The 24,095-nt window shown below is 71.7% G+C and carries 21 protein-coding genes; 10 read left to right on the forward strand and 11 right to left on the reverse strand.

Going from position 1 to position 24,095, the window contains the following annotated elements:
• Window positions 1-39: 39 nt before the first annotated feature.
• Together J2S66_RS28175 and J2S66_RS28180 are read right to left on the reverse strand one after the other, a co-directional pair.
• A complete protein-coding gene (locus tag J2S66_RS28175; RefSeq protein ID WP_310310324.1) occupies window positions 40-1,101 on the reverse strand; it encodes a hypothetical protein in 1,062 nt (353 codons plus the stop codon).
• Window positions 1,098-2,066 (reverse strand): hypothetical protein, encoded by a 969-nt coding sequence (locus J2S66_RS28180; protein ID WP_310310326.1) that lies wholly within the window; start codon window positions 2,064-2,066, stop codon window positions 1,098-1,100. The genes J2S66_RS28175 and J2S66_RS28180 overlap by 4 nt, the downstream gene beginning before the upstream one ends.
• A 117-nt stretch (window positions 2,067-2,183) precedes the next feature.
• On the opposite strand from J2S66_RS28180, the gene J2S66_RS28185 reads away from it, so the two are divergent.
• On the forward strand, window positions 2,184-2,549 hold the full coding sequence (locus J2S66_RS28185) for a VOC family protein (RefSeq protein WP_310310328.1): 366 nt from the start codon (window positions 2,184-2,186) through the stop codon (window positions 2,547-2,549).
• Between the two features lies 1 nt (window position 2,550).
• Here the strand turns inward: J2S66_RS28185 and J2S66_RS28190 are convergent, their stop codons facing one another.
• The 4 genes from J2S66_RS28190 to pdhA form a co-directional block, all read right to left on the reverse strand.
• Entirely contained in the window at window positions 2,551-3,459 is a 909-nt protein-coding gene (locus J2S66_RS28190) for a helix-turn-helix domain-containing protein (protein ID WP_310310330.1), read from the reverse strand.
• 123 nt (window positions 3,460-3,582) lie between these two features.
• Entirely contained in the window at window positions 3,583-4,986 is a 1,404-nt protein-coding gene (locus J2S66_RS28195) for a dihydrolipoamide acetyltransferase family protein (RefSeq protein ID WP_310310332.1), read from the reverse strand.
• A 10-nt stretch (window positions 4,987-4,996) separates the two neighbouring features.
• Window positions 4,997-6,019, reverse strand: a complete 1,023-nt coding sequence (locus tag J2S66_RS28200) for an alpha-ketoacid dehydrogenase subunit beta (RefSeq protein ID WP_310310334.1) — start codon at window positions 6,017-6,019, stop codon at window positions 4,997-4,999.
• Window positions 6,019-7,212: a pyruvate dehydrogenase (acetyl-transferring) E1 component subunit alpha gene (gene pdhA / locus J2S66_RS28205; RefSeq protein WP_310310336.1), complete on the reverse strand. Its 1,194-nt coding sequence runs from the start codon at window positions 7,210-7,212 to the stop codon at window positions 6,019-6,021. Before pdhA ends, J2S66_RS28200 begins: the two co-directional genes overlap by 1 nt.
• A gap of 453 nt (window positions 7,213-7,665) precedes the next feature.
• Between pdhA and J2S66_RS28210 the strand changes: the two genes are divergently transcribed.
• Window positions 7,666-9,078 (forward strand): M20/M25/M40 family metallo-hydrolase, encoded by a 1,413-nt coding sequence (locus tag J2S66_RS28210; RefSeq protein WP_310310338.1) that lies wholly within the window; start codon window positions 7,666-7,668, stop codon window positions 9,076-9,078.
• On the opposite strand, the gene J2S66_RS28215 is transcribed toward J2S66_RS28210, so the two are convergent.
• Complete coding sequence (locus J2S66_RS28215) at window positions 9,075-9,545, reverse strand: HIT family protein (protein ID WP_310310340.1); 471 nt, start codon at window positions 9,543-9,545, stop codon at window positions 9,075-9,077. The genes J2S66_RS28210 and J2S66_RS28215 overlap by 4 nt on opposite strands.
• Before the next feature lie 473 nt (window positions 9,546-10,018).
• Between J2S66_RS28215 and J2S66_RS28220 the strand changes: the two genes are divergently transcribed.
• The 6 genes from J2S66_RS28220 (at window position 10,019) to J2S66_RS28245 (ending at window position 18,559) form a co-directional block, all read left to right on the forward strand.
• Window positions 10,019-12,691: an MGH1-like glycoside hydrolase domain-containing protein gene (locus J2S66_RS28220; RefSeq protein ID WP_310310342.1), complete on the forward strand. Its 2,673-nt coding sequence runs from the start codon at window positions 10,019-10,021 to the stop codon at window positions 12,689-12,691.
• Between the two features lie 165 nt (window positions 12,692-12,856).
• Window positions 12,857-13,675: a transporter substrate-binding domain-containing protein gene (locus tag J2S66_RS28225; RefSeq protein WP_310310344.1), complete on the forward strand. Its 819-nt coding sequence runs from the start codon at window positions 12,857-12,859 to the stop codon at window positions 13,673-13,675.
• A gap of 78 nt (window positions 13,676-13,753) precedes the next feature.
• Entirely contained in the window at window positions 13,754-14,578 is an 825-nt protein-coding gene (locus tag J2S66_RS28230) for an amino acid ABC transporter permease (protein ID WP_310310346.1), read from the forward strand.
• Window positions 14,575-15,357: an amino acid ABC transporter ATP-binding protein gene (locus J2S66_RS28235; RefSeq protein ID WP_310310348.1), complete on the forward strand. Its 783-nt coding sequence runs from the start codon at window positions 14,575-14,577 to the stop codon at window positions 15,355-15,357. The genes J2S66_RS28230 and J2S66_RS28235 overlap by 4 nt, the downstream gene beginning before the upstream one ends.
• Before the next feature lie 54 nt (window positions 15,358-15,411).
• Window positions 15,412-17,595, forward strand: a complete 2,184-nt coding sequence (locus J2S66_RS28240; RefSeq protein WP_310310350.1) for a hypothetical protein — start codon at window positions 15,412-15,414, stop codon at window positions 17,593-17,595.
• Between the two features lie 43 nt (window positions 17,596-17,638).
• Window positions 17,639-18,559, forward strand: coding sequence for an ROK family protein (locus tag J2S66_RS28245; protein ID WP_310310352.1), 921 nt, complete (start codon window positions 17,639-17,641; stop codon window positions 18,557-18,559).
• Here J2S66_RS28245 and mctP read toward each other — a convergent pair.
• The 3 genes from mctP to J2S66_RS28260 all read right to left on the reverse strand — a co-directional run bounded on the left by mctP (window position 18,553) and on the right by J2S66_RS28260 (window position 21,278).
• Window positions 18,553-20,190: a monocarboxylate uptake permease MctP gene (gene mctP / locus J2S66_RS28250; RefSeq protein ID WP_310310354.1), complete on the reverse strand. Its 1,638-nt coding sequence runs from the start codon at window positions 20,188-20,190 to the stop codon at window positions 18,553-18,555. The two genes, J2S66_RS28245 and mctP, sit on opposite strands and share 7 nt — an antisense overlap.
• 2 nt (window positions 20,191-20,192) lie before the next feature.
• Window positions 20,193-20,459, reverse strand: a complete 267-nt coding sequence (locus J2S66_RS28255; protein WP_310310356.1) for a DUF3311 domain-containing protein — start codon at window positions 20,457-20,459, stop codon at window positions 20,193-20,195.
• A 117-nt stretch (window positions 20,460-20,576) separates the two neighbouring features.
• The gene (locus J2S66_RS28260; protein ID WP_310310358.1) at window positions 20,577-21,278 is read right to left on the reverse strand and encodes a GntR family transcriptional regulator; all 702 of its coding nucleotides are present in this window, start codon (window positions 21,276-21,278) and stop codon (window positions 20,577-20,579) included.
• A 178-nt stretch (window positions 21,279-21,456) separates the two neighbouring features.
• Between J2S66_RS28260 and J2S66_RS28265 the strand changes: the two genes are divergently transcribed.
• Complete coding sequence (locus J2S66_RS28265) at window positions 21,457-22,710, forward strand: PA0049 family protein (protein WP_310310360.1); 1,254 nt, start codon at window positions 21,457-21,459, stop codon at window positions 22,708-22,710.
• A 4-nt stretch (window positions 22,711-22,714) separates the two neighbouring features.
• Window positions 22,715-23,545, forward strand: a complete 831-nt coding sequence (locus tag J2S66_RS28270) for a septum formation family protein (RefSeq protein WP_310310362.1) — start codon at window positions 22,715-22,717, stop codon at window positions 23,543-23,545.
• Window positions 23,546-23,617: 72 nt separating this feature from the next.
• Here J2S66_RS28270 and J2S66_RS28275 read toward each other — a convergent pair whose 3' ends face one another.
• Window positions 23,618-24,082: a hypothetical protein gene (locus J2S66_RS28275; protein ID WP_310310364.1), complete on the reverse strand. Its 465-nt coding sequence runs from the start codon at window positions 24,080-24,082 to the stop codon at window positions 23,618-23,620.
• Window positions 24,083-24,095 lie beyond the last annotated feature (13 nt).

Here is a 24,095-nt window from a genome sequence, read left to right on the forward strand (position 1 = left end):
TTCCGGGACGCGGAGAAGACCCCGCCCACCGCTGTGCGGTCACGGACGGCGGGGCAGGGCAGGGGAGATGCCTCGCAGCGCTGCGTCCAGCACCGGGTCGGCGAAGCTCAACGCACCGTCGAACGTGTGCTGCAAGTTGCACACGAGACGTGCGACGGTATTTCCGCACGATCCCTTGTCCAAGTAAACGCGAAGCCAGTCAGCGCCGAAATCCATTCGGATGGACTGGCCCACGTGGAGGTCCACCGCATCGACCTCGGCATGCTCGTCGTACAACCGCGGCACACCCCACAGGCGGTACGGCGTCCGCGCCGAAAAGAGTTCGGCGACGAAAGCGGACAGGTCTGTGATCGTACGGCTGAACCGCACGAGGATCGCCCCTCCCGACATCGTGCCGCCACCGTCCGCCTCACCGAACGACGCGTAGTCGATCGCCCGGGCTTCACAGAGTTGGACCAGGTTCTTGTACCGCCGCACCACCGCCTGGACAACCTGGAGGTGGAAGTCGAAGGAATCGCCGTGGACCGCGAACCTCCCCTGACGGTTGACCCCTTCGACGATGGAGCCCAGGTCCGGGTCCACCAGCACGCTTTGCGAACTCTGGAAGGAGACCGAGTAGCGGTAGTCCACGTTGCCGGCGATGTAGTCCAGCAGTTGCGTCGCCCCCCGTCCGGACAAGTGGACCTTCAAGTCCTTGGCGGGGACGTCTTCTTCCTGGAAGTGGCTCGCATCGAAGGTGGTGACCACGCGCTGCGGCCGGGTGTTCGGCCAGATCTTACGGAGGTGTTCGGAGGGGAGCCACATCCAGTCCAACTCGCGCCGGTTCTCCACTTCCTTCCGCAGGAAGGTGTGGGCTTGTTTCGTCGACATGTCGGTGTGGATTGACCAAAAGCGTCCGTCCAACTGATCGACCCACAGGACACCGCCGTCCAGGTGCGCCCGGTACAGGTAGGCATCGGCGGTGACCTCGAGGTTGGATCGGCCGACGACCTCTTCGAGAAGACGCAGCGGATCCTCGGCGTGCGCCTCGATCACGAAGGTCTTGATCGGAGTGCTCGACCCCGGTTGCAGCTGATCTGCCATGTCCGCACGGGTCATCATGGCGCCTCCTCCCCTGTACCGGTCACGTCGTCCCCGCCCTCATCATCCGCTTGAGCGAGCTCCCGCAACAGGTCGAGTTGTCCGGGGTCGATCGAGACGCTCTTCCTCCGACGTACGCGGCTCCCGCGCATCAGCGCCTGGTACCCCTGCGTGCGCCCGCGGGGGTCGTTGTCCTCCGGGCTCCTCAACAGGTGGACGATGCCGCCGTCCTGATCACCGGCTTGAGGCGGTTGGTAGAGGAAGGACGCGCTTTCGGCGCTCGCGATCGCACGCGCCGCCTCACCCACCTTCTTGACCAACTGCACGCGCGTCCTGTGACCGTACAGCGCCAGGTGGGGCACTGCCTGCTCTGCGATGTACCTGACGCTGGCCTGTCCTCGGCGGTGCGCCATGGCAACGACGAGTTGCGCCATGACCGCTGGTTCGAACGCCTGCCTCGGCGAATCATGGTCGAGACCTATCAGCCTCGGCAATACCCGGGGAAATGCGATGGTCGTCGGCTGGAGCGCCTCACGAAGCACCCGCGCGGCCGACGGTGGACAATCGAAGATCATGCCACTGGGGGACACCCCGATCACCGTGCACGTAATCCTCTCCGCCGAGAGCCCTTGCTTGATCCTGGGAAGGTGTTGCCCCTGGCAGGAGTAGAGCACGTCGACCACCGGGTCGACCCGCCGGGGCAGGGAGATCCGAGCCGAATTCACAGCCGTCCCCGCGTCGATGGCCGCGTAGCGCCTCGCCTGTCCGGGCTCGATGTTCGCGCCCGACTTGCACTCGCAGAGAACGACGAGCGAGTGTTCCGGGTGGAACAACACGGCGTCGACGACGACCTTTCCGAGCTCACCGGTCATCGGGACCTCGAGAGCTTGCAGGCGAAAACCGTTTCTGTACAGCAACGGAACGGTCGGGTCGTGCGGTTCGAGCAGAGCCAACAGGCCGTTAAGGGGCAGGAGTCGTTCTTCCAATCCACTCCTCCTCGACTGCGGCAATCGGAGGAACGGTACCAATAAAGCACAGAACACGAGATGGACACGCCCGGCCAGGGGAATCGAGAACCTCGACACGTCGTTAGGCTGAGGTGCGTGATCGGTGTGCTGCAGTGCGTCGTGCTCGACTGCCCGGAGCCGGGGGTGCTGGCCGAGTTCTACCGGCGGGTCCTCGGGGGCGAGGTGGACCGGCCGGACCGGCGGTGGTCGGTGGACGACGACTGGTCCACGCTGCACACCGGCGGCGGCGTGGTGCTGTGCTTCCAGCGGGTCGGTGACCACTCCCCGCCGGACTGGCCGGAGCCGGGGCAGCAGTTCCACCTGGACGTGGGCGTCGAGGACCTCGACGCGGCCGGGGCCGAGGTCCTCGACGCCGGTGGGCGGCTGTTGGACGGCTCGAACGAGCGGTGGCGGGTGTTCGCCGACCCGGCGGGACACCCGTTCTGCCTCGTCCGCGAGTGAGCTAGTGGCCGGCTTCGACCAGCCAGGCGCGTTCCGCCGTGGTGTCCGGGACCTTCGGCCGGCCGTTGATCGTGGCGATCAACGCCCAGTAGCGCTCGGCCCTCGGGTCGCCGAACTCCTCCAGGCGGCGGGCGAGTTCGGGGCCGACCGGCGTGCCCGTCACCGCCGCCCACTTCTCGTTCACGCGCGCCACGACGGCCGCGGCCTCCGGCGAACGCGGGTCCACCCCGGCCTCCAGCGCCTCGTGGGCCTGGGCGATGGCGTACTGGAACGCCTCCAGCTGCCCCGGGTCGCCGGAGCCGGACAGGTCGGCGCCCTCGGCCCTCATCTCCTGGTGGCGTTCGGACATGCGCCGGATCGACGCCCGGAAGCCCGGGTCGCGCACCAGGTTCGCCAGCTCGACCCACGCCTCCAACTGCTCGGTCGTGGGGTCGTCGGGCAGTTCGACCCGGACGGACCTCATGCCCCGCACGAAGTCCGGTTCCATGTCCAGCCCGCCGAAGACCTCGTCGAAGAAGTCGTCCAGGATGGCCTGCCGCTCCTCCTCGGACAGCCTGGCCAGTTCGTGCACCATCTCCACCTCCCCGTTCCGCGCCACCACGCGCAGCACGGCCCGGCGCAGCCGGAGCACGCGCATCTGCGCGTCGATGGCGTCCGCGTGCGCCCGGGCCACCTCGGCCACGGACACCTCGCTCGCCAGCACCCGGCGCGCGGTGGGCAGGTCGACGCCCAGGTCGCGCAGGGTGCGGACGAGCCGGAGACGCGCCAACCCGTCGACGTCGTAGGCGCGGAACCCGCCGACCGTCCGCCCCGCCACGGGGACGAGGCCGGAGTCGGAGTAGAACCGGATCGTCCGCGTGGACAGCCCGGTCAACCGCGCCAGGTCGCCGATCGAGTAGTGGTGCGTCACGGGACCACCTTGGAATCTCCAGTCACTGGAAGTTCAACCCGATTGACGCGCGGGGGACCGGAAAGCGGAACGCCGGGAGCCGGTGAGGGCTCCCGGCGTCCGCCGAGCGGTCGAGCCGGGGGATCAGTAGGTCATCGCCACGGCGGGGTCGGCGAGCAGCGCACCCACGTCGGCCAGGAACTGCGAGCCCTGCTGGCCGTCGACCACGCGGTGGTCGAAGGACAGGGCCAGCTGGCAGACCTTGCGCGGCACGACCTGGCCGTCCACCACCCACGGCATGTCGCGGATCGCGCCCAGGGCCAGGATGGCGACCTCGCCCGGGTTGATGATCGGCGTGCCGGTGTCGACGCCGAAGACGCCGACGTTGGTGATGGTGAACGTGCCGCCCATCATGTCGGCCGGCGACGTCTTGCCGTCGCGGGCCGTGGTGGCCAGCTCGTCCAGGGCTACCGCGAGCTCCTTCAGCGACATGCCGTCGGCGTCGCGGACCTTGGGCACCACCAGGCCGCGCGGGGTGGCGGCGGCGATGCCCAGGTGGACGTAGTCCTTGTAGACGATCTCCTGCGCCGCCTCGTCCCACGTCGCGTTGACGTCGGGGGTGCGGCGGGCGGCGAGCAGCACGGCCTTCGCGGCGAACGCGAGGGGCGTGAGCTTGACGTCCCGGAACCGCGGGTGCGACTTCAGGCGCGCCCGCAGCTCCATCATCGGCGTCACGTCGACCGTCAGGAACTCGGTGACGTGCGGGGCCGTGAAGGCGCTGTCCACCATCGCCTGGGCGGTGGCCTTGCGGACGCCCTTGATCGGCACGCGGCGCTCCCGCGAGCCGGTGGCGACCGCCGCGGCCGGTGCGGCGGCGGGTGCCGGGGCGACCGCCCGTTCGACGTCCTCGCGGGTGATGACGCCGCCGGGGCCCGAGCCGGGAACCGCGTGGAGGTCGACGCCCAGGTCCTTGGCCAGCTTCCGCACCGGCGGCTTCGCCAGCGGCACGTAGCCGCCCCGCGAGGTGGCCGCCGGTTCGACGGCCGCCGGTTCGACGACCGCCGGGGCGGGCGTCGGGGCCGGGGCTGCCGGAGCGGGGGGCGCCACGACCGGGGGCGGGGTCTGGACGGCGGCGGCGGGAGCGACCGGCGCGGCCTTGCGGGTGCGGCGCTTGGCCGCGCCCGACTTCGGGCCGTAGCCGACCAGGGTGGCGATCCGCCCGCCCGGCATCTCCTCGCCGATCTTGCCGTTGGTGGCGGGAGCGGCGGCGGGAGCCGGGGCGGGAGCGGTGGCGGCCCCGGACGGGTCCAGGTCGATGGTGATGATCGGCGCGCCGACCTCCACCGTCTGCCCCACCTCGGCCAGCACCTCGGTGACCACGCCGTCCCACGGGCACGGCAGCTCGACGGCCGCCTTGGCGGTCTCGATCTCGCAGATGATCTGGTTGACCTTGACCGCGTCACCGGGCTTGACGTGCCAGGTGAGGATCTCGGCCTCGGTCAGCCCCTCGGCCGTGTCGGGCAGGGGGAACTGCTTGAACTGCGGCACAGCTCTCCCCCTACCAGGCCAGCGAGCGGTCGACGGCGTGGAGCACCCGGTCGAGGTCGGGGAGGAACTCCTCCTCCAACTTCGACGGCGGATACGGGGTGTCGAACCCGGTCACCCGCAGCACGGGCGCCTGGAGCGAGTAGAAGCACTCCTGCTGCACCTTGGCCGCGATCTCGGACGAGATGGACGACTCGGACGGCGCCTCGGTGACCACGACCAGCCGCCCGGTGCGGCGCACCGACTCGTACACCGGCGCGAGGTCCAGCGGGGACAGCGTGCGCAGGTCGATGACCTCCAGCGACTTGCCCTCCTCCTCGGCCGCCGCCGCGGCGTCGAGCGAGGTGCGCGTCATCGGGCCGTACGTCACGAGGGTGGCGTCGGTGCCGGTGCGCAGCGTGCGCGACCGGAACAGCGGTCCGGGCGCGGCGGTGGTGTCGACCTCGCCCTTCTCGTAGTAGCGGCGCTTGGGCTCGAAGAACAGCACCGGGTCGTCGCAGTCGATGGCCTGCTGGATCATCCAGTAGGCGTCGGCCGGGTTGGAGCAGGAGACGACCTTGAGGCCCGCGGTGTGCGCGAAGTACGACTCGGGGGACTCGGAGTGGTGCTCGACCGCACCGATGCCGCCGCCGAACGGCACCCGGATGACGATGGGCAGCTTGATGCGGCCCTGGGTGCGGTAGTGCAGCTTGGCGACCTGCGACACGATCTGGTCGAAGCCGGGGAAGATGAAGCCGTCGAACTGGATCTCGCACACCGGCCGGTAGCCGCGGATCGCGAGGCCCACGGCGGTGCCGATGATGCCCGACTCGGCGAGCGGGGTGTCGAGCACGCGCTGCTCGCCGAAGTCCTTCTGGAGGCCGTCGGTGATGCGGAAGACGCCGCCGAGCTTGCCGACGTCCTCACCCATCACGATGACCTTGGGGTTGGCCTCCATCGACGCGCGCAGGCCGTTGTTCAGCGCCTTCGCGATGGTCGTCGTCTGCACCGCGGCGGGCGCGGCCGACGCGGCGCGGTCCATGGTCGGAGCGGCCATCAGTGCTCACCTCCGGCGAACCCGGCGTGGTACGCCAGGAACTCGTCGCGTTGCGCCTCCAGGACGGGGTTGCCCTCGGCGTAGACCTCGCTGAAGATCCGCTCGGCCGGCGGGTCGGGCAGGTTGACGCAGTAGTCCCGCAGTTCGACCGCGATCTGCTCGGCCTCGGCCTCGATCGACTCGAAGAACGCCTGGTCGGCCCACTGCTGCTTGACCAGGTGCACCTTGACGCGCTCGATCGGGTCCTTGAGCTTCCACAGCTCCAGCTCGTCGGAGAGCCGGTAGCGGGACGGGTCGTCGGACGTGGTGTGCGCGTCCATGCGGTAGGTGAACGCCTCGATCAGGATCGGGCCGTTGCCCTGGCGGCACTCCTCCAGCGCCCAGCGGGTGACCGCGAGCGTGGCGAGCACGTCGTTGCCGTCGACGCGGATGCCGGGGAAGCCGTAGCCGCGGGCCCGCTGGTAGAGCGGGAGGCGCGACTGGCGCTCGGTGGGCTCGGAGATGGCCCACTGGTTGTTCTGGCAGAAGAACACGAGCGGCGCGTCGTAGACCGCGGCCCACACGAAGCCCTCGTGCACGTCGCCCTGGCTGGTGGCGCCGTCGCCGAAGAAGCAGATGGTGGCCTCGCCGTCGGCGTCGCCCACCTTGCCGTCGAACTTCTGGCCCATCGCGTAGCCGGCGGCGTTGAGGACCTGGTTGCCGATCACGATGGTGTAGGGGTGGAACCGGTGCTCGACCGGGTCCCACGTGCCCATGTCCGTGCCCCGGAAGATGCCCAGGAGGTCGGTCGGCTTGATGCCGCGCGTCCAGGCGATGCCGTGCTCGCGGTAGCTGGGGAACGCCATGTCGGTCGGGCGCAGCGCGCGACCGGCGCCGATCTGCGCGGCCTCCTGGCCGAGCAGCGGGACCCAGATGCCGAGCTGGCCCTTGCGCTGGAGGGCGTTCGCCTCGCGGTCGACGCGGCGGACCAGGACCATGTCGCGGTACAGGCCGCGCAGCTCCTCGCCCGTGATGTCGATGTCGAAGTCCGGGTGCGTGACGCGCTCGCCCTCGGGGGTGAGCAGCTGCACCAGGTCAGCGCCGCCTTCGTCTGTCGCTCGCAAGCCGGCGATCACCTGTTCGGGAGTCGGTGTCGCACCGGTGGCCGGAGGGGCATCCGGCCCTGGGTGCGTCCATTCTTCGGGGGACGACATGCGCCTGTCTCCTCGTCTACGAGGCCGCCCGGTCGCTCGTGACGACTCTGCGCGGCTGCACCGCCAGTCGCCGTCGCCCCTGGGTGTGGGGAATCGGCAACCGTCGGCGCTGACGGTGTGTTCTCATCCACATCCTGACATGGCCTCTGCCGTATTGGTGTGCCCCGTCCCAGTTCGTGACAGAGAGCGCAGGCCCCTCACCTGCGGTAACGGTTGGACGGCCAATCTTCGGCCGTCCGAGCACGGCGTCCGCTCACCGGACGCGCACGTCCCGGTTACCGATCGTTAACGGCCGCCCGCCGTCTTCGGGTGCGTCCGGTCGGCGGCAACCGCCCACGTGGGGGCCGGCCCGGTTCGATGGACTACCGACCATCGGGCCGACTGGGCATTTCCACCCTGCGAAACCGCCGCGCGACCACCTGGCCGCGCGACGGGCCGTGACAGGATCGGGACGTGGACCGTTCAGCACTGACCAGCACCGTTCGCGGGCTGTGGGACGACGACATCCTCCCGAGCCTCTCCGCCCTGGTCGCGATACCCGCGATCTCCCCCGCCTTCGACCCCGCGTGGGCGACCAGCGGCCACCTGGCCGCCGCCGTCGAGCACGTGCGCGCCTGGCTCGCCACCCGCGACCTGCCGGGCACCGCCGTCGAGGTCGTCCAGCTGCCCGACCGCACGCCGCTGCTGCTGGTGGACGTGCCCGGCACGGCGGCGTCCGACGAGACCGTCCTCATGTACGGGCACCTGGACAAGCAGCCCCCGGTGGGCGGCTGGTCGGAGGGCCTCGGCCCGTGGACCCCGGTCGTGCGCGACGGCCGCCTGTACGGGCGCGGCGCGGCCGACGACGGCTATTCGGGGTACGCGGCGGTGGCCGCGATCGAGGCGGTGCGGGCGAACGGCGGGACGCACGCGCGGTGCGTCGTGCTGCTGGAGACGGGCGAGGAGTCGGGCAGCCCCGACCTGCCCGCCTACCTGGAGCACCTGAAGCCGCGGCTGGGCGACGTGTCGCTGGTCGTGTGCCTGGACTCCGGCGGCAACGACTACGACCGGATGTGGCTGACCTCGTCCCTGCGCGGTCTCGTGCAGGCGACGATGACGGTGCGCGTGCTGGACGCCGGCCTGCACTCGGGCATGGGCAGCGGCGTCGTGCCGTCGTCGTTCCGCATCGCCCGGCAGCTGCTGGACCGGCTGGAGGACTCCGCCACCGGCGAGGTGCTGGTGCGCGAGATGCACGTGGACGTGCCGGAGCACCGGCTCGCCGAGGTGCGCGACGCGGTGACCGCCGCGCCGGGTTCGATCACCGGACCCGTGGCGTGGGCGGGCGGCACCCGGCCGGTCGTCGAGGACGAGGTCGAGCTGGCCCTGAACTCGGGCTGGCGGCCCACCCTGTCGATCACCGGCGCGGACGGCCTGCCGTCGCCGGACGACGCGGGCAACGTGCTGCGGCCGTTCACCACGCTGGTGCTGAGCTTCCGGCTGCCGCCGACGGCCGACTCGGGCGTGGCCCTGGAGGCGGTGCGGCGGCTGCTGACGACCGATGTGCCGTACGGGGCGACCGTCGAGCTGTCCCGCGTCGAGCACGCCGCCGGTTGGAACGCGCCGGCGCTCGCGCCGTGGCTGCGCGACACCCTGGACGGGGTCGGCGAGGAGGTCTTCGGCGCGCCGTGGCGAAGCATGGCCCTGGGCGGCTCGATCCCGTTCATGGGCCTGCTGGCCGAGGCGTACCCGGAGGCGCAGTTCCTGGTCACGGGCGCGGTCGGGCCGGACTCGAACTGCCACGTGCCCGACGAGTGGCTGCACCTGGAGCAGGCGGCGCGCATCACCGCGGCGGTGGCCTCGGTGCTGGACGCGCACGCCTCCCGCTAGAGGGTCAGGAGCCGGTCGACCTCCGCGGCCAGGGCGTCGCGGAGGTCGTCGTGCCGCGGGCCGAGCGCGTGGCGCGGGTCGGCCCACACCTCGGGCGGGTAGAGGTGGACGGGGTGGCCGACCCGTTCGGGTGGTTCCCACTCGTACCGGGCGCGCACGTGGGCGTGCAGGTACGGGTCGGTGTTGCCGAGGATCTCGATGTTCACCCGCCGGAACCGCTCGTCGCGGCGGGCGCACACCACCTCGACCGCCTCGGCGAGCAGCTCGACGTCCGCCAGGAAGCGCAGCCGCCTGGGCCGGGGCAGGTCCGTGAGCCGCCCGACCGACGGGTCGTCGGTGAGCAGGACGCAGTAGCCGGGCAGGAACTGGGCGTCGCCGATGACGGCGAAGCCCGCGTGGAGCCGGCGCAGCACGGTCGGGTTCTCGCCGCGGAGCGCCGAGCCGACGCGGTCGTCCTGCCAGGTCACGTGTCCCACCTCCGGGTGATGTCGTCGAACAGCGCGAGGCCCGTGGTCGGGTCGGTGCCGCGGCGCCGGCGGGCGTGGGCGGGCTCGTCGAAGTCCACGGTCTGCATCCTGGCCCCGTCCGGGTCGTCGGTGAAGATCTTGACACCGGTCGGGGAACCCGGCGCGGCCCGGCGCGCCGATCGCGATGATCACCCGTCCGTGGTCCGGACCGCCTCCCGGCGGACAGCGCGACGACCACCCGTGACAGGCAGTCCCGCGGCCCTGTCACGGCCTCGCGCGGGTGAGCGGCCGGCCGGGGTCCGCGCCCGTCCGCCGACCGCGCCCCGGGTGGCACCGCGCAGTGCTCGCCGATCGCCCCACAGAGGTGAGTCGTCCACGGAGAGTGAGCACGACACGCCTTTGCAAGTCCTTTCAGGGCTGTGACCTGACCCGCGAGTAACCGCTTTACTGGATCGATGCCGCACACTGGCCGCGTGAACGAGCACAGCCGGCAAGCCGAGCGAGCGCGACTGGCGGAGTCCGACTCCCCCACCGCTCCGTGGCGCCTCTGGGGCCCCTACCTGGCCGGACGGCAGTGGGGGACCGTTCGGGAGGACTACTCGGCGGGTGGCGACGCGTGGACGTCCTTCCCGTTCGACCACGCCCGCTCGCGGGCCTACCGGTGGGGTGAGGACGGCATCGCGGGCATCTGCGACGTGCACGGCTTCCTCAACCTCGGCGTGGCCATGTGGAACGGCCGGGACCCGTTCCTGAAGGAGCGGTACTTCGGGCTCACCAACGACGAGGGCAACCACGGCGAGGACGTCAAAGAGCACTGGTGGGTGACCGACGGCACGCCCACGCACTCGTGGATGCAGGTCGTCTACCGGTACCCGCAGTGCGAGTTCCCCTACGCCGAGCTGCGCGAACGGGCCCGCGTCGCCGGGCGCAACGAGCGCGAGCCGGAGCTGTCGGACACCGGCGCGCTCGACGGCAACCGGTTCTTCGACGTGGCCGTGAGCTACGCGAAGGCGAGCCCGACGGACGTGTGCGTCGAGATCACCGCCACCAACCACGGCCCGGACCCGGCGCCGCTGCACCTGCTCCCGCAGCTGTGGTTCCGCAACACGTGGTCGTGGGGCCGGGACGCGCGCAAGCCGTCGCTGGTCGCCCGCACGAACGACGGCTGGCGCCGGGTCACCGCCGAGCACGGCGCGCTGGGCCGCTACACGCTGCACGTCGAGGGCACGCCGACGCTGCTGGTCACCGACAACGAGACCAACGAGGTCGAGCTGTTCGGCACCGAGCGCAACCCGGGCGAGTACACCAAGGACGGCGTCGACCGGTACGTGGTCGGGCGCGACGCGCGGGCCTGCCGGGTGGTCGGCCCGGACGACACGAGCGAGCCGGGCACGAAGGTGGCGGCCTGGTACTCGTTCGACCCGGTGGAGCCGGGCGAGTCGGTGACCGTGCGGCTGCGGCTGGTGGAGGGGGACGGGCACCTCGACGCGTTCGGCCCGAGCTTCCAGGACACCGTGCAGCAGCGCCGCTGGGAGGCCGACGAGTTCCACGCCACCGACCTCGACCCGCGCCGGGCCGCGGTCGTGCGGCGGGCGCTGGCGGGCCTGATGTGGACCAAGCAGCACTACCGCTTCCGCACCCGCGAGTGGCTGGACGGCGACCCCGCGCAGCCCGCGGCGCCCAAGTCGCGGACCACGCCGCACGCGCGCAACGCGCACTGGCGGCACTTCGACGTGGCCGACGTGATCTCCATGCCGGACGAGTGGGAGTACCCGTGGTTCGCCGCGTGGGACCTCGCGTTCCAGGCGGTGCCGTTCGCCCGGGTGGACCCGGCGTTCGCCAAGGAGCAGCTGCTCCTGCTGTGCCGGGAGTGGCTGATGCACCCGAACGGCCAGCTCCCGGCCTACGAGTGGGAGTTCGGCGACGTGAACCCGCCGGTGCACGCCTGGGCGGCGCTCCAGGTGTACCGGTCGGAGGAGGTCCCGGACCGGAGGTTCCTGGCCAAGATCTTCCACAAGCTGCTGCTGAACTTCTCCTGGTGGGTGAACCGCAAGGACGCGGACGGCAGCTACCTGTTCGAGGGCGGCTTCCTCGGCATGGACAACATCGGCCCGGTGAACCGGTCGGAGCCGATGCTCGGCCAGTGGCGGCTGGAGCAGTCCGACGCCACGTCGTGGATGGCGGCCTACAGCCTGCACCTGATGCAGATCGCGCTGGAGCTGGCGCGGCACGACGACGCGTACGAGGACGTGGCCACGAAGTTCGTGGAGCACTTCCTGAGCATCGCGGACGCGTCCACGCAGTTCGGCTCGGGCGGGCGCGGGATCTGGGACGAGACGGACGGCTTCTGCTACGACGCGGTGACGCGGCGGCTGCCGGACGGCTCGACGGAGTCCAAGCCGGTGCGGGTGCGGTCGATGGTGGGCCTGATCCCGGTCCTGGCGTGCGCGACGCTGGAGCCGTGGGTGTTCCAGGAGCTGCCCGACTTCACCCGGCGGCTGGAGCACCTGCTGGCCAAGCGGCCGGAGCTGAAGCCGTTCGTGAGCAGGCGCGGCGACCGGGCGATGTTCAGCCTGCTGGACGAGCGCAAGCTGCGACTGGTGCTGACCCGGATGCTCGACGAGGGCGAGTTCCTGTCGCCGCACGGCATCCGCAGCCTGTCCGCGGCGCACCGCGAGGGCCTGGAGGTGCAGGTCGCGGACCAGGAGCACCGGATGGGCTACGAGCCCGGGGAGTCGCGCACACCGATGTTCGGCGGCAACTCGAACTGGCGCGGACCGGTGTGGTTCCCGACGAACGCGCTGCTCGTCGAGGCCCTGCGGACGGTCGAGGAGTTCCACGACGGTTCGTTCCACGTGGAACTTCCCACCCGCTCCACCCGGCACGTGACGGCGGGCCAGGCGGCGGACGAGCTGGTCAGGCGGCTGGTGTCGCTGTTCCTGCCGGACCACGACGGCCGCCGCCCGGCGGACGGCAAGCGGATCGAGTCGACGGACTCGCCGCTGTGGCGCGACCACGTCACGTTCAGCGAGTACTTCGACGGCGACACGGGCGAGGGCCTCGGCGCGACGCACCAGACGGGGTGGACGGCACTGGTGGCGTCGTTGATGACGGACCGTCGCCAGACGAGCGCGCCGGGTACATGAATTGTGTGACCTAACCCAACCGGCCGGACATTTTGCGGTTCCCCACCGCATGTGACACAGGAATCGTGCCTACCGAAGGTCTGTAACACGCACGTGCTGTCCACCGTGTCACCCAAGTGGCAGTATGCCGAACACTCGACCGACACAGTTACGAGGAGTGACACCGTGGCCCGTCGTACCAGGCACGCTGCGCTCGCCCTGTTCCCCGTGCTCGCCCTGGCGGCCACGATGACGGCGTGCGCGACCAAGGTGAACACCGGTTCCACGGATGCCGGCTCCGGTATCACCCTGGTCCAGAGCGGCAAGCTGGTCACCTGCACCCACCTGTCCTACAAGCCCTTCCAGTTCTCCGAGGGCGACAAGACCGTGGGCTTCGACGTCGAGTTGGTGGACCTGGTGGCGAAGGAGCTGAACGTCACCCAGGAAATCTTCGACACCCCCTTCGAGACCATCACCTCCGGCGAGGTCTTCAACACCGGCAAGTGCGACCTCGCCGCCGCGGGCATGACGATCAACGACGCCCGCAAGGAGGCCATCGACTTCTCGGAGCCGTACTTCGACGCCTCGCAGGCGCTGCTGGTCAAGAAGGACTCCGGCATCACCGGCCTGGAGAGCCTCAGCGGCAAGAAGATCGGCGTCCAGCTGGAGACCACCGGCGAGGAGTACGCCAACGAGAACGCGGCGAAGTTCGGCTACACCGTCGTCCAGTTCGAGGACCTGCCGCTGATGGAGACCGCCGTGCGCACCGGTGCGGTGGACGCGGCCATCAACGACAACGGCGTGCTCTACGACTACGCCAAGGAGTTCCCGGACACCGAGGTGACGACGGAGTTCGACACCGGTGAGCAGTACGGGATCGGCGTGAAGAAGGGCAACACCGCCCTCAAGGCCAAGGTCGACGAGGTCCTGAAGAAGGCCAAGGACAACGGCGAGTACGACAAGATCTACGAGAAGTGGTTCGGCAAGAAGCCGGAGTCGAAGTAACCGGCTCTACGGCGGGGCCGGTGCTCACGAAGCACCGGCCCCGCGCCTTGTCCACCCCACCCACGAGGTAACCCACACATGGCACTCTCCAAGCGACAGCGGGCGAAGGCGTTCCGCGGCGCCCAGTACGCACTGCTGGTCGTGATCGCGGTCGTCCTGGCGCTGGTCGCCGACTGGCGCGAGATCCAGCGCAGCTTCTTCAACCTGGACATCGCCGCGGAGATGTTCCCCAACGTCATCACGGTGGCGTTGAAGAACACCCTCGTCTACACCGCGCTGGGCTTCGGCTTCGGCCTGGTGCTCGGCCTGGTGCTGGCCCTGATGAAGCTGTCGCCGGTCGCGCCCTACCGGTGGATCGCCACGATCTACATCGAGTTCTTCCGGGGCGTCCCCGCCCTGCTGGTGTTCATCGCGCTCAGCTTCGGCGTGCCGCTGGCGTTCGGCCTCCAGTTCGACATCTACTCGACGGTGATGCTGGCGCTCGGCATCGTCGGCGCCGCGTACATGGCGGAGACGATCCGCGCGGGCATCCAGGCCGTGCCGAAGGGCCAGATCGAGGCGGCCCGCTCGCTGGGCATGTCCCAGGGTCGGACCATGGCCACCGTCGTCATCCCGCAGGCGTTCCGGATCATCCTGCCGCCGCTGACCAACGAGCTGATCCTGCTCACCAAGGACTCGTCGCTGATCTACATCATCGGCCTGGCCCGCGACCAGTACGAGCTGACCAAGTTCGGGCGCGAGACGCTCAGCCGGTCGCCGTCGCTGACCCCGATCCTGGTGGTCGGCCTGTGCTACCTGCTGATCACGCTGCCGCTCGGCTACCTGTCGCGGTACCTGGAGCGGCGCACGGGCGGCAAGAAGATCAGCACACCGGAGTCGACCGGGTTGGGGGTGTCCTCGTGAGCGAGGCGGCTGTCGTGGAGACCGGACCGGCGGTCGAGATCGTCGGGCTGAAGAAGTCGTTCGGCCCGCTGGAGGTGCTCAAGGGCATCGACGCGCGGGTCGAGCGCGGTGACGTGGTGTGCGTCATCGGGCCGTCCGGCTCGGGCAAGTCAACGCTGCTGCGCTGCGTGAACCTGCTGGAGGAGCCGACGGCGGGCAGGATCGTCGTCAACGGCACCGAGCTGACCGACCCGGACGTGGACATCGACGCCGCGCGCACCCGCATCGGCATGGTGTTCCAGGGCTTCAACCTGTTCTCGCACCTCAACGTGCTGAACAACCTGATGGTCGCGCAGCGCAAGGTGCTCAAGCGCGACCAGAAGACGGCGCAGGAGGTCGCGCTGCGCAACCTGGAGCGGGTCGGGTTGGGCGAGAAGGTCAACGCGATGCCGGCCCAGCTGTCCGGCGGCCAGCAGCAGCGCGTGGCCATCGCGCGGGCGCTGTCGATGGACCCGGACGTGATGCTGTTCGACGAGCCGACGTCGGCGCTGGACCCCGAGCTGGTGGGCGACGTGCTGGGCGTGATGCGGCAGCTCGCCGACGAGGGCATGACGATGCTCGTGGTGACGCACGAGATGCAGTTCGCCCGCGAGGTGGCCGACCGGGTGCTGTTCATGGACGGCGGGTACGTCGTCGAGGAGGGGCCGGCCGAGCAGGTCATCTCCGCGCCGCGGCACGAGCGCACGCAGTCGTTCCTGGCGCGCGTGCTCGACCCGACGCACCAGGGGCCCTCCGCGTAGCGGGTTTCCCCGTTCCCTTGCGCGGGAGCGCCGGGAACCCGCATTGTCGATCACATGACCGAGGTGGGGGCGCGCGGGCTGGACGTGTTCGACCCCAGCCCGCCGCGCTCCGCCCGCGTGGCGGCGGCCGACGTGCTGCGCGGCGCGGGGATCGGCGAGGCGGACGGCACGTGGCGGTTGCCGCGGCGGCGCGCGGGCGTGCCGCCGGTGGTGCGGGTGGCGGACAAGTTCGTGACCGGGGTGCTCGACCTGCGCGCGGTCGAGTTCCCGTACGTGCTGGAGTTCGTGCGCTGCCGGTTCGAGCAGCCGCCGGACCTGCGCCAGGGCAAGCTCGCCGGGCTGGAGTTCGCGGGCTGCCACCTGCCCGGGCTGCTCGGGCGGAACCTGACCGGCAGCAACGAGATCTCCCTGGCCGGCAGCACCGTCGAGGGCCTGGTCGACCTGGTGGACGCCGACATCGCCGGGTCCCTGTCGTTGCAGGACGCCGCGCTGCTGGCGCCGGGCGGCATCGCGCTCCACGCCGACCGGCTCACGCTCGCGGGCGGCCTCCTGGGGCAGCGCGTGCGGGTCACCGGCGAGCTGCGGATGGCGAGCGCCCACGTCGGCGGCTACTGCAACCTCACCGGTGGGTCGTTCGACAACCCCGGGGGCCACGCGTTCAACGGCACGGGCCTGCACGTCGGCGGCACCCTGCTGCTGGCCGGCTGCACGGTCCTCGGCACGGTGCTGCTGGCGGGCGCGCGGATCGACTCGGCGCTGACCATGCGCGGCGCCGGGGTGTCGCGGGGGCGGGCGGCCGACGACGCGCTCGACCCGCACTCCGACCCGAGCGCGACGCTGGTGTTCGACCGCCTCACCGTGGACGGCGACGTGCAGCTCGACCGGGGTTTCCGCAGCACCGGCGCGGTCCGCATGGTCAACGCGGCGCTCGGCGGCACGCTGTCGCTGTCCGGCGGCGCGTTCGACGCGGGCGGCCCCGAGCTGGACGAGCCCACCGGCTACGGCCGGGCGGTGCACGGCAACGCCGAGCCCACCGGGCACGGCCGGGCGCTGCACCTGGACGGCGCGCGGGTCGGCGGCGACGTCATCGGCCGCCAGTGCCGGGTGCGCGGCCAGCTCCGCATGGTGGACCTCCAGGTCAAGGGCAGCCTGATCCTGGACGGCTCGGAGCTGGACAACCCGCGCGCCGACGCCGTGCTGGGCAACCGGTCGCGCATCGGCAGCAACCTGGCCGCCCGCGAGGTCGAGGTGGCCGGCGGCCTGGAGCTGCGCGGCGTGCACGTCGGCGCGAACGTCGACCTGCGCGGCAGCCGCATCACGAAGCCGGGCCGCTACCGGCACCAGCCGGCGGGCAAGCCGTCGCTCGACGTGGGCGGCGCGGTCATCGGCCGCGACCTGATCTGCGCGCGCGGCGCCCGGGAGTTCGTCGCGCACGGCGGGGTGCGGGCGCGGCGGGCGCAGGTCGGCCGGATGGCGACGTTCGACGGGGCGGTGCTCGGCGACAAGCTCGACTCGCACGCGCTCAACGTGCTCGGGATGCAGGTCCAGGAGCTGACCCTGACCCCGGTCACCGCGCCGCGCGGCGACGTGACGCTGCGGCAGGTGCGCTGCACCTCGTTGGACGACAACGAGAACTTCTGGTCCGCGACCGGCTGGATCGACCTGGAGGAGTTCCGCTACGACTCGCTGCGGCACCCGATCGACCTGCGCGACGACGACGAGGTGGAGCGGCGGCTGCGCTGGCTGCGGCAGGCGATGCGGCGCACCTACCGGCCCGGCCCGTACGACCAGTTCGCCGAGATGCTGCGGGCGGGCGGCAACGACGAGCACGCGGCGACCGTGCTGGTGGAGAAGCAGCGGCTGCGGTACCGGGCGGTCGCCGAGGGCCGCCGGTGGCTGCGCCCGCTGGTGCTGCTGTGGAGCTGGTTGCAGCGCGCGATGGTGGGCTACGGCTACCGGCCGGCGCGGGCGCTGGGCTGGCTGGTCGTGACGTGGCTGCTGGGCAGCGCGTGGTTCGCCGCCGGGCCGGAGCTGGTGGAGATCAACGACGACGACCACCTGCCGTGGAACCCGTGGCTGTTCACCATCGACCTGGTGGTGCCGATCGTGGACTTCGGCAACAAGAACCGCTGGCAGACGCCGGGCGCGTCGCAGTGGATCGCGTCCGGGCTGATCGTCATGGGCTGGGTGCTGGCCACCACGGTGGCGGCCGGCCTGACCCGGATGCTCAAGCGCTGACCGGCTGCTCGGTCGCGCCCCGGTGGTGACCTAACCTGATCGGGTGACGGACCTGGTGCTGGCACTGGACGTGGGCGGCACCAAGGTCGCCGGTGCCCTGGTGGAACGCGGTGGCGCGGTGCGGCGCGCGGTCCGGACCGGGACGCCGCTCGGGGACGCCGAGGAGACGTTCGCCGCGGTGGCGTCCGTGGTGGACGAGGTGCTGGCCGGCGAACCGGTCGCCGCGGTCGGCATCGCCTGCGCGGGGCCGGTGGACGCGACCGCCGGGACGGTGAGCCCCATCAACGTGCCGGGGTGGCGGGCGTTCCCGCTGCGCGACCGGGTGGGCGAGCTGGTGCCGGGGGTGCCCGTCGAGCTGGCCGGTGACGGCACGTGCATGGCGCTCGGCGAGCACTGGCTGGGCGCGGGCCGGGGCAGCCGGTTCATGGTGGGGCTGGTGGTCAGCACCGGCGTCGGCGGCGGGCTGGTGCTCGGCGGGCGGCCGTTCGGCGGGCGCACGGGCAACGCCGGGCACGTCGGGCACGTCGTGGTGGAGCCGGACGGCGAGCCGTGCACGTGCGGCGGGCGCGGCTGCGCGGAGACCGTGGCGGGCGGGCCGCGCATGGTGGCGTGGGCGCGGCAGCGGGGGTGGCAGGCGCCCGAGGGCGCGGACGCCGCGCTGCTCGCGGCGGCGGCGCAGGCCGGCGAGGACCTGCCCCGGGCCGCGTTCGAGCGGGCCGGGCGGGCGGTCGGCATGGCCATCGCGGCCACGGCGGCCGTGGTGGACCTGGACCTCGCGGTGGTCGGCGGCGGTGTGGCGCAGGCGGGTGAGCTGCTGTTCGACCCGTTGCGCCGCACCGTCGCCGAGCACTGCGGGCTGTCCTACCTGGACGGGTTGCGGGTCGAGCCCGCCCGGCTGGGTGGCCGGGGGGGTCTCGTGGGCGCCGCCGCCCTCGTCCTCGGGGGTCCGCTCGGGGATCAGTGAGCGGAGGCGACCGGCTTGACGCGCGGGTTGTCCTCGTCGACGTGGTAGTCGTCGCCGTCGGTCTCGTCGGTGCCGTTGAACCAGCGCGCCTTGCGGGCGACCAGCGTCACGAGGACCGCCACCAGCAGGTTCGCCACGACGGCGAGCGCGCCGACGTAGATCTGCACGGTGGACCCGCCGAACGGGTGCCAGCCGAACAGCGACAGGTTGCCCAGCGGCAGCGCGGAGCCGGCGAAGTGCGCCTTGCCGACGGCCGGGTTGCCGATGCCGTAGAGCAGCCACATGCCCCAGCCCATGCCGACGACCCAGCCGGCGATCAGGCCGTACAGGTGGAACCAGCGGGTGTAGAGCGCGATGGCCACGGCGGGCAGCGTCTGGAGGATCATGACGCCGCCGATGAGCTGGAGGTCGATGGAGAACTGCGGGTCGACGAACACGATGAACGCGACCGCGCCGAACTTCACCACCAGCGACGCGAGCTTGGCCTGCTTGGCCTCCTGCGCGGGCGTGGCGCCCTTCTTGAGGTACTCCTTGTAGATGTTGCGCGTCCACAGGTTCGCCGCCGCGATCGACATGATCGCCGCCGGCACCAGGGCGCCGATGGCGATGGCCGCGTAGGCCACGCCCGCGAACCAGGCCGGGAACTCCTGGCCGAACAGCACCGGGACGATGGTGTTCGTGTCGGCGCGGCCGGTGGCCTGGTTGGTGATGGGCTTGACGCCGGCCGAGATCGCGACGAAGCCGAGCATCGCGAGCAGGCCGAGCAGCAGCGAGTACGCGGGCAGCGCCACCATGTTCCGCTTGATCACGTTGCGGCCGCGCGAGGCGAGGATGCCGGTCAGCGAGTGCGGGTACAGGAACAGCGCCAGCGCCGAGCCGAGCGCCAGCGTGGCGTACTGGAGCTGGTTGTTGGCGGTGAGCAGGATGCCGTCGGTCTTCGCGGGCGTCGCGTCGTACTTGGCCTGCGCGGTGTCGAAGATCGCGCCCCAGCCGCCGAACTTGCTCGGCAGGTAGATCACCGCGACCAGGATCACGATGTAGATCAGCGTGTCCTTGACGAACGCGATGAGCGCGGGCGCGCGGAGCCCCGACTGGTAGGTGTAGAGCGCGAGGATGACGAACGCGATGAACAGCGGCAGGTGGCCGAGGATGCCGGAGCCGTTGAGGCCCATCGTGCGCAGCACGGCCTCCAGGCCGACGAGCTGGAGCGCGATGTACGGCATCGTCGCGATGATGCCGGTGACGGCGATGATCAGCGCGAGCCAGTGCGAGCCGTAGCGGCCGCGCACGAAGTCGGCGGGCGTCACGTAGCCGTGCACGCGGGACACCGACCACATCCGCACCAGCGGCAGGAAGACGATCGGGTACAGCACGACGGTGTAGGGCAGGGCGTAGAAGCCCAGCGCGCCCGCGCCGAACACCAGGGCGGGCACCGCGACGAACGTGTACGCGGTGTAGAGGTCGCCGCCGACGAGGAACCAGGTGATCCAGGAGCCGAACTTCCGGCCGCCGAGACCCCACTCGTCGAGGTGTTCGAGCGTGTCGCCCGCCTTCCACTTCGCCGCGACGAAGCCCAGGACGGTCACCACCAGGAACAGGAAGCTGAAGACCACCAACTCGGTCCACTGCACGGCTACTTCGCCCCCTCGTCCAGGTCGTCCACCCCGAGCAGGTCGGGCTTGCCGGTGACGACGGGCTCGTCCTTCGTCTTCACGTACACCAGGCCGACGCAGAGCACGCCGACCGGGACCCAGGCGAACTGGTACCAGTAGAAGAACGGCAGCCCGAGCACCCTCGGCCCGTCGGTGTTGAACCACGACGTGACGAGCATGAGGAGCGGGACCAGCAGCAGCAGGTTCCAGTTGCTCCAGCGGAGGCTGGGTTGTCGAGCTGACGGCATTGTGCGCCCTCCGTACGGCCCTGTGACTGGTGTCGCGCGATGCTAGGCCGGGAGGACGAGCGTCGTCACCATGTCAGGTTGATTGCCTACCGGTGACGTGTCTGGATCGTGACCTGTTCACGCGCCGCGCAGGCCGGTCGTCAGCTGCTCCTCGGCGCGGTCGAGGTACGCGACGAGGGCCGCCTCGGCCGCGGGCACGTCGTGGTCCGCGTCGAGCCGGGTCACCAGCTCGCCGTGCAGCGGCAGGTAGTCGCGGTGGAACGCCTCGGGGTCGCCCATGACGTGGAAGGCGAGGCGCAGCTCGGCGAGCAGGCGCTTCACCTCCTCGTCGAGGCGGGCGCTGCCGGCGAGGGCGGTGACGGCCCGGTGGAACCCGATGTTCGCGGTGCCGACGCCGGTCCAGTCGCCGGCGGCGGCGCGTTCCCGCCCGGAGGAGACGGCGTCGCGGACGGCCTGCCTGGCCTCCTCGGGGGCGTCGTCCCACCGGCGCAGGGCGCCGCACTCGATGACCCGGCGGGCGGCGTAGAGGTCGGCGACGTCGGCCGCGTCGGGGCGGCGGACGAAGACGCCCTTGCTGTACTCGTGGACGAGCAGCCGCTCGTGGGTGAGCAGGCGGAACGCCTCCCGGAGCGTGTTGCGCGAGACGCGGAGGGCGTCCCCCAGGGCCTTCTCGTTGAGCTGCTGGCCGGGTTTGATGTCGCCGTCGAGCACGCTGGCGCGCAGCTTGTCGGCGACGCGTTCCGCCGTGCTGGAGCGGTCGATGTCCCCGCGGTCCTTGGCCAGCGCGCTCAGCCAGTCGCCGGCGTCGACGGTCGTCATGTCGAACGACCCTACTCCTCGAATGGAGTATTGTTGAACAATCACGCCGGACGGATGGGCGGCGCCGGGGTTGCGCGTCCGTCGCCGGACTGCCCCGGAGCACCCCGGTTCTTGTCCGCGGAGGACGGGGGCCGGTCCACGGGTTCCGCGTTCGCCGCGGGTCCGGGAGCATCCGGGTGTGATCAGACGACTCCGCACCGTGATCCCGCTCGCCCTCGGGCTGTCCCTGCTCTCGCTGCCCGCAGTGGCGCGGGCGCAACCGGTGGCCTGCTTCGACGAGAGCGCTCCCATCACTGTCGAGGAATCGCGCCTCGGCGACCGGTTGACGCCGGACGGCCCCGCCGTGGGGCCCGAACTGGCCCGCCTCGCGGGCTTCGAGGACGACGTCAGCTCGTTCACCGCCCGCCTGTGCGAGGCGCGCTCCCGGAGCCGGGCGCAGCAGCTCGCCGCCACCGCGGGCACCGGGCTGTGGCGGGCCGCCGTCGACCGGGCCCGGTCCGCGCAGGCGTGGGACGCCTACGACGACCGCCCCCTGTACTGGGCGCGGCTCCAGGCGACCCGGGCGCTGCGGCAGTGGACGCCCCCGTTCACCCTGTCGGCGGGCGACCGGGCCCGCCTGGTCGAGGCGTTCGACCTGGGCTCGCGCGGGGTGACCGACCTGGCGTTCGCCGACGGCGCGAGGCGGGTCGCGGTGACCGGCTTCGACCCGTTCCAGCTCAGCGGCACGTCGGTGCGGCGCAGCAACCCGTCCGGCGCGGCCGCGCTCCGGCTGGACGGGAAGGTCGTCGACACGCCGCAGGGGCGCGTCGTCTTCCAGGCGGCCGTGCTGCCGGTGCTGTGGGGCGCCTTCGACCAGGGCATCGTCGAGCGGTTCCACGGCGGGGCGCTGGGGCGGGGGGCGCACGCCGTCGTCACGGTCAGCCAGGGCCGCCCCGGGCAGTTCGACGTGGAGCGGTGGGCCGGCCGGTGGCGCGGCGGCTTCCCGGACAACAACGACCTCTCGTCGGTCGGCCCCGCCCCCGACGCGGCGGGGTGGCCGCAGCCGGCGCACGAGTTCATCGAGACGACGCTGCCGCACGAGCGGATGGTCGGCGCGGGCACGACCCCGTTCCCGGTGCTGTTCAACCGGTCGTTCTGCGAGTGGCCCGTGGGCACGGTCCCCGGCGAGGGCTTCCCGGACTGCCGCTCCGACGAGCCGACGCCGGGCGCGGCGGCCGCCGCGGGCAGCGGCGGCGACTACCTGTCCAACGAGTCGATGTACCGGGCGAACCGGCTCCGCCTCGGCCTGGGCGCCACCGGCGTCGCGGGCGGCCACCTGCACACCCCCGTCCTGGGGCAGCCGGCCGACCCGACCGCGCTCACCGACGCGGCCTTCGAGCGCGAGCGCCGCGCCATCGCCGACCAGGTGGTCGCACTGGTGTCGGTAACCTGACCGGGTGAGGTGCTGGCGGGCGGCGGTCGTGGCACTGGCCGCGCTGTCGCTCGCCGCCTGCACCGCCCGCGTGGCGGGGACGCCGGACGCGCAGGTCGTCCGCCCCTCGATCACGCCGACGGTCGACGAGCTGCCCGAACCCGGTCAGTGCACGACCACCGGCGTCGAGGTGCTGGACTGCGCGCAGCGCCACGACGCAGAGGTCACCGAGGTGGGGACGCTGCCGGAGTTGGGCACCGCGTACCCGGACGACCGCGACCTGCGCCGCGCCGTGCTGCCGCCGTGCCGCGCCGCGCTGACCGCGTACCTGGGCAGCGCCGACCACGACGCCACCCGCCTCCAGGCGCACGCGTTCTGGCCGAGCCGCGACGGCTGGGCGCGCGGCGACCGGTGGCGGGTGTGCGCGGTGGTCGAACTGGCGCCGGACGGGTCGCGGGCGCCGCGCACGGGCAGCGCCAAGGACCTCCTGAAGGCGGCCGGGTTCAGCACGGTGCAGCTGTGCGCGGCGGCGTCGCCGGGGGTGGACCGGGACGCGGCGATCACGGGCTGCGACCAGCCGCACCGGGCCGAGGCGGTCCCCGGCGTGCTGTCCCTGGGCACTCCCGGCGACCCCGCGCCGTCCCTCGAACAGGTGAACGCGAAGGCGGCGGACCACTGCGCGCGGGCCGTCCGGAGCTACGTGGGCGCGGATCGGCCGGACGTGTTCGCGTCGTGGCGGGCGTTCGGCAGCCAGGCGTGGTCGGAGGGCTTCACGTCGGCGGTCTGCTACGCCGAGGCGACGCGCCCGTTCACCGGGCGGCTGTGGGGCCTGGGAGCGAACCCGCTGCCGGCCTGACCCTTTCGTCAGGGGGTCGTCACCCGGCCGACCCACAGGCTGTGCACAGCTTCATCCACAACCTGTGGACAACTACCTCCGGCGGAACGCCAGGACGATCAGCAGGACGCCCGCGAAGATCGGTCCGCCGCTGCCGAAGACGGGCTTGAGCACGGGCAGGAAGGCAACCGACCCCAGTTCGGCGGCCACCGACCCGGTCAGGGCGAGCACCCCGGCGGTGAGGGGCGCGGCTGGGGACAGCCTGCCGAGGCACACCAGTCCCACCAGGAGTCCCCCGAGCCCCATGGCCACCAGCCCGCGCGACCGGACCTCGTCGAACTGGTCGATCCCGTAGCCCCAGGCGAAGACCGCGACGAGCGCGGCGAGGGCACCGAGGACGACGCCGCCCGCGTGCCACCACGCCGATACCCGTTCGCGGGGCGGTTCACACCGATTGCCCGCCGGGTAGTGGCGGACGACACCCGCGGCGGGGCCCACCCGTGGTTCGGACGGCCGGTCGTAGTGCAGTCCACCGAGGAAGTCGTCCTGCTGGGTCACCCTTCCTTGGTAC

Origin of the sequence: Saccharothrix longispora (assembly GCF_031455225.1) — a bacterium.
GTDB classification, from domain to species: Bacteria; Actinomycetota; Actinomycetes; order Mycobacteriales; family Pseudonocardiaceae; genus Actinosynnema; species Actinosynnema longispora.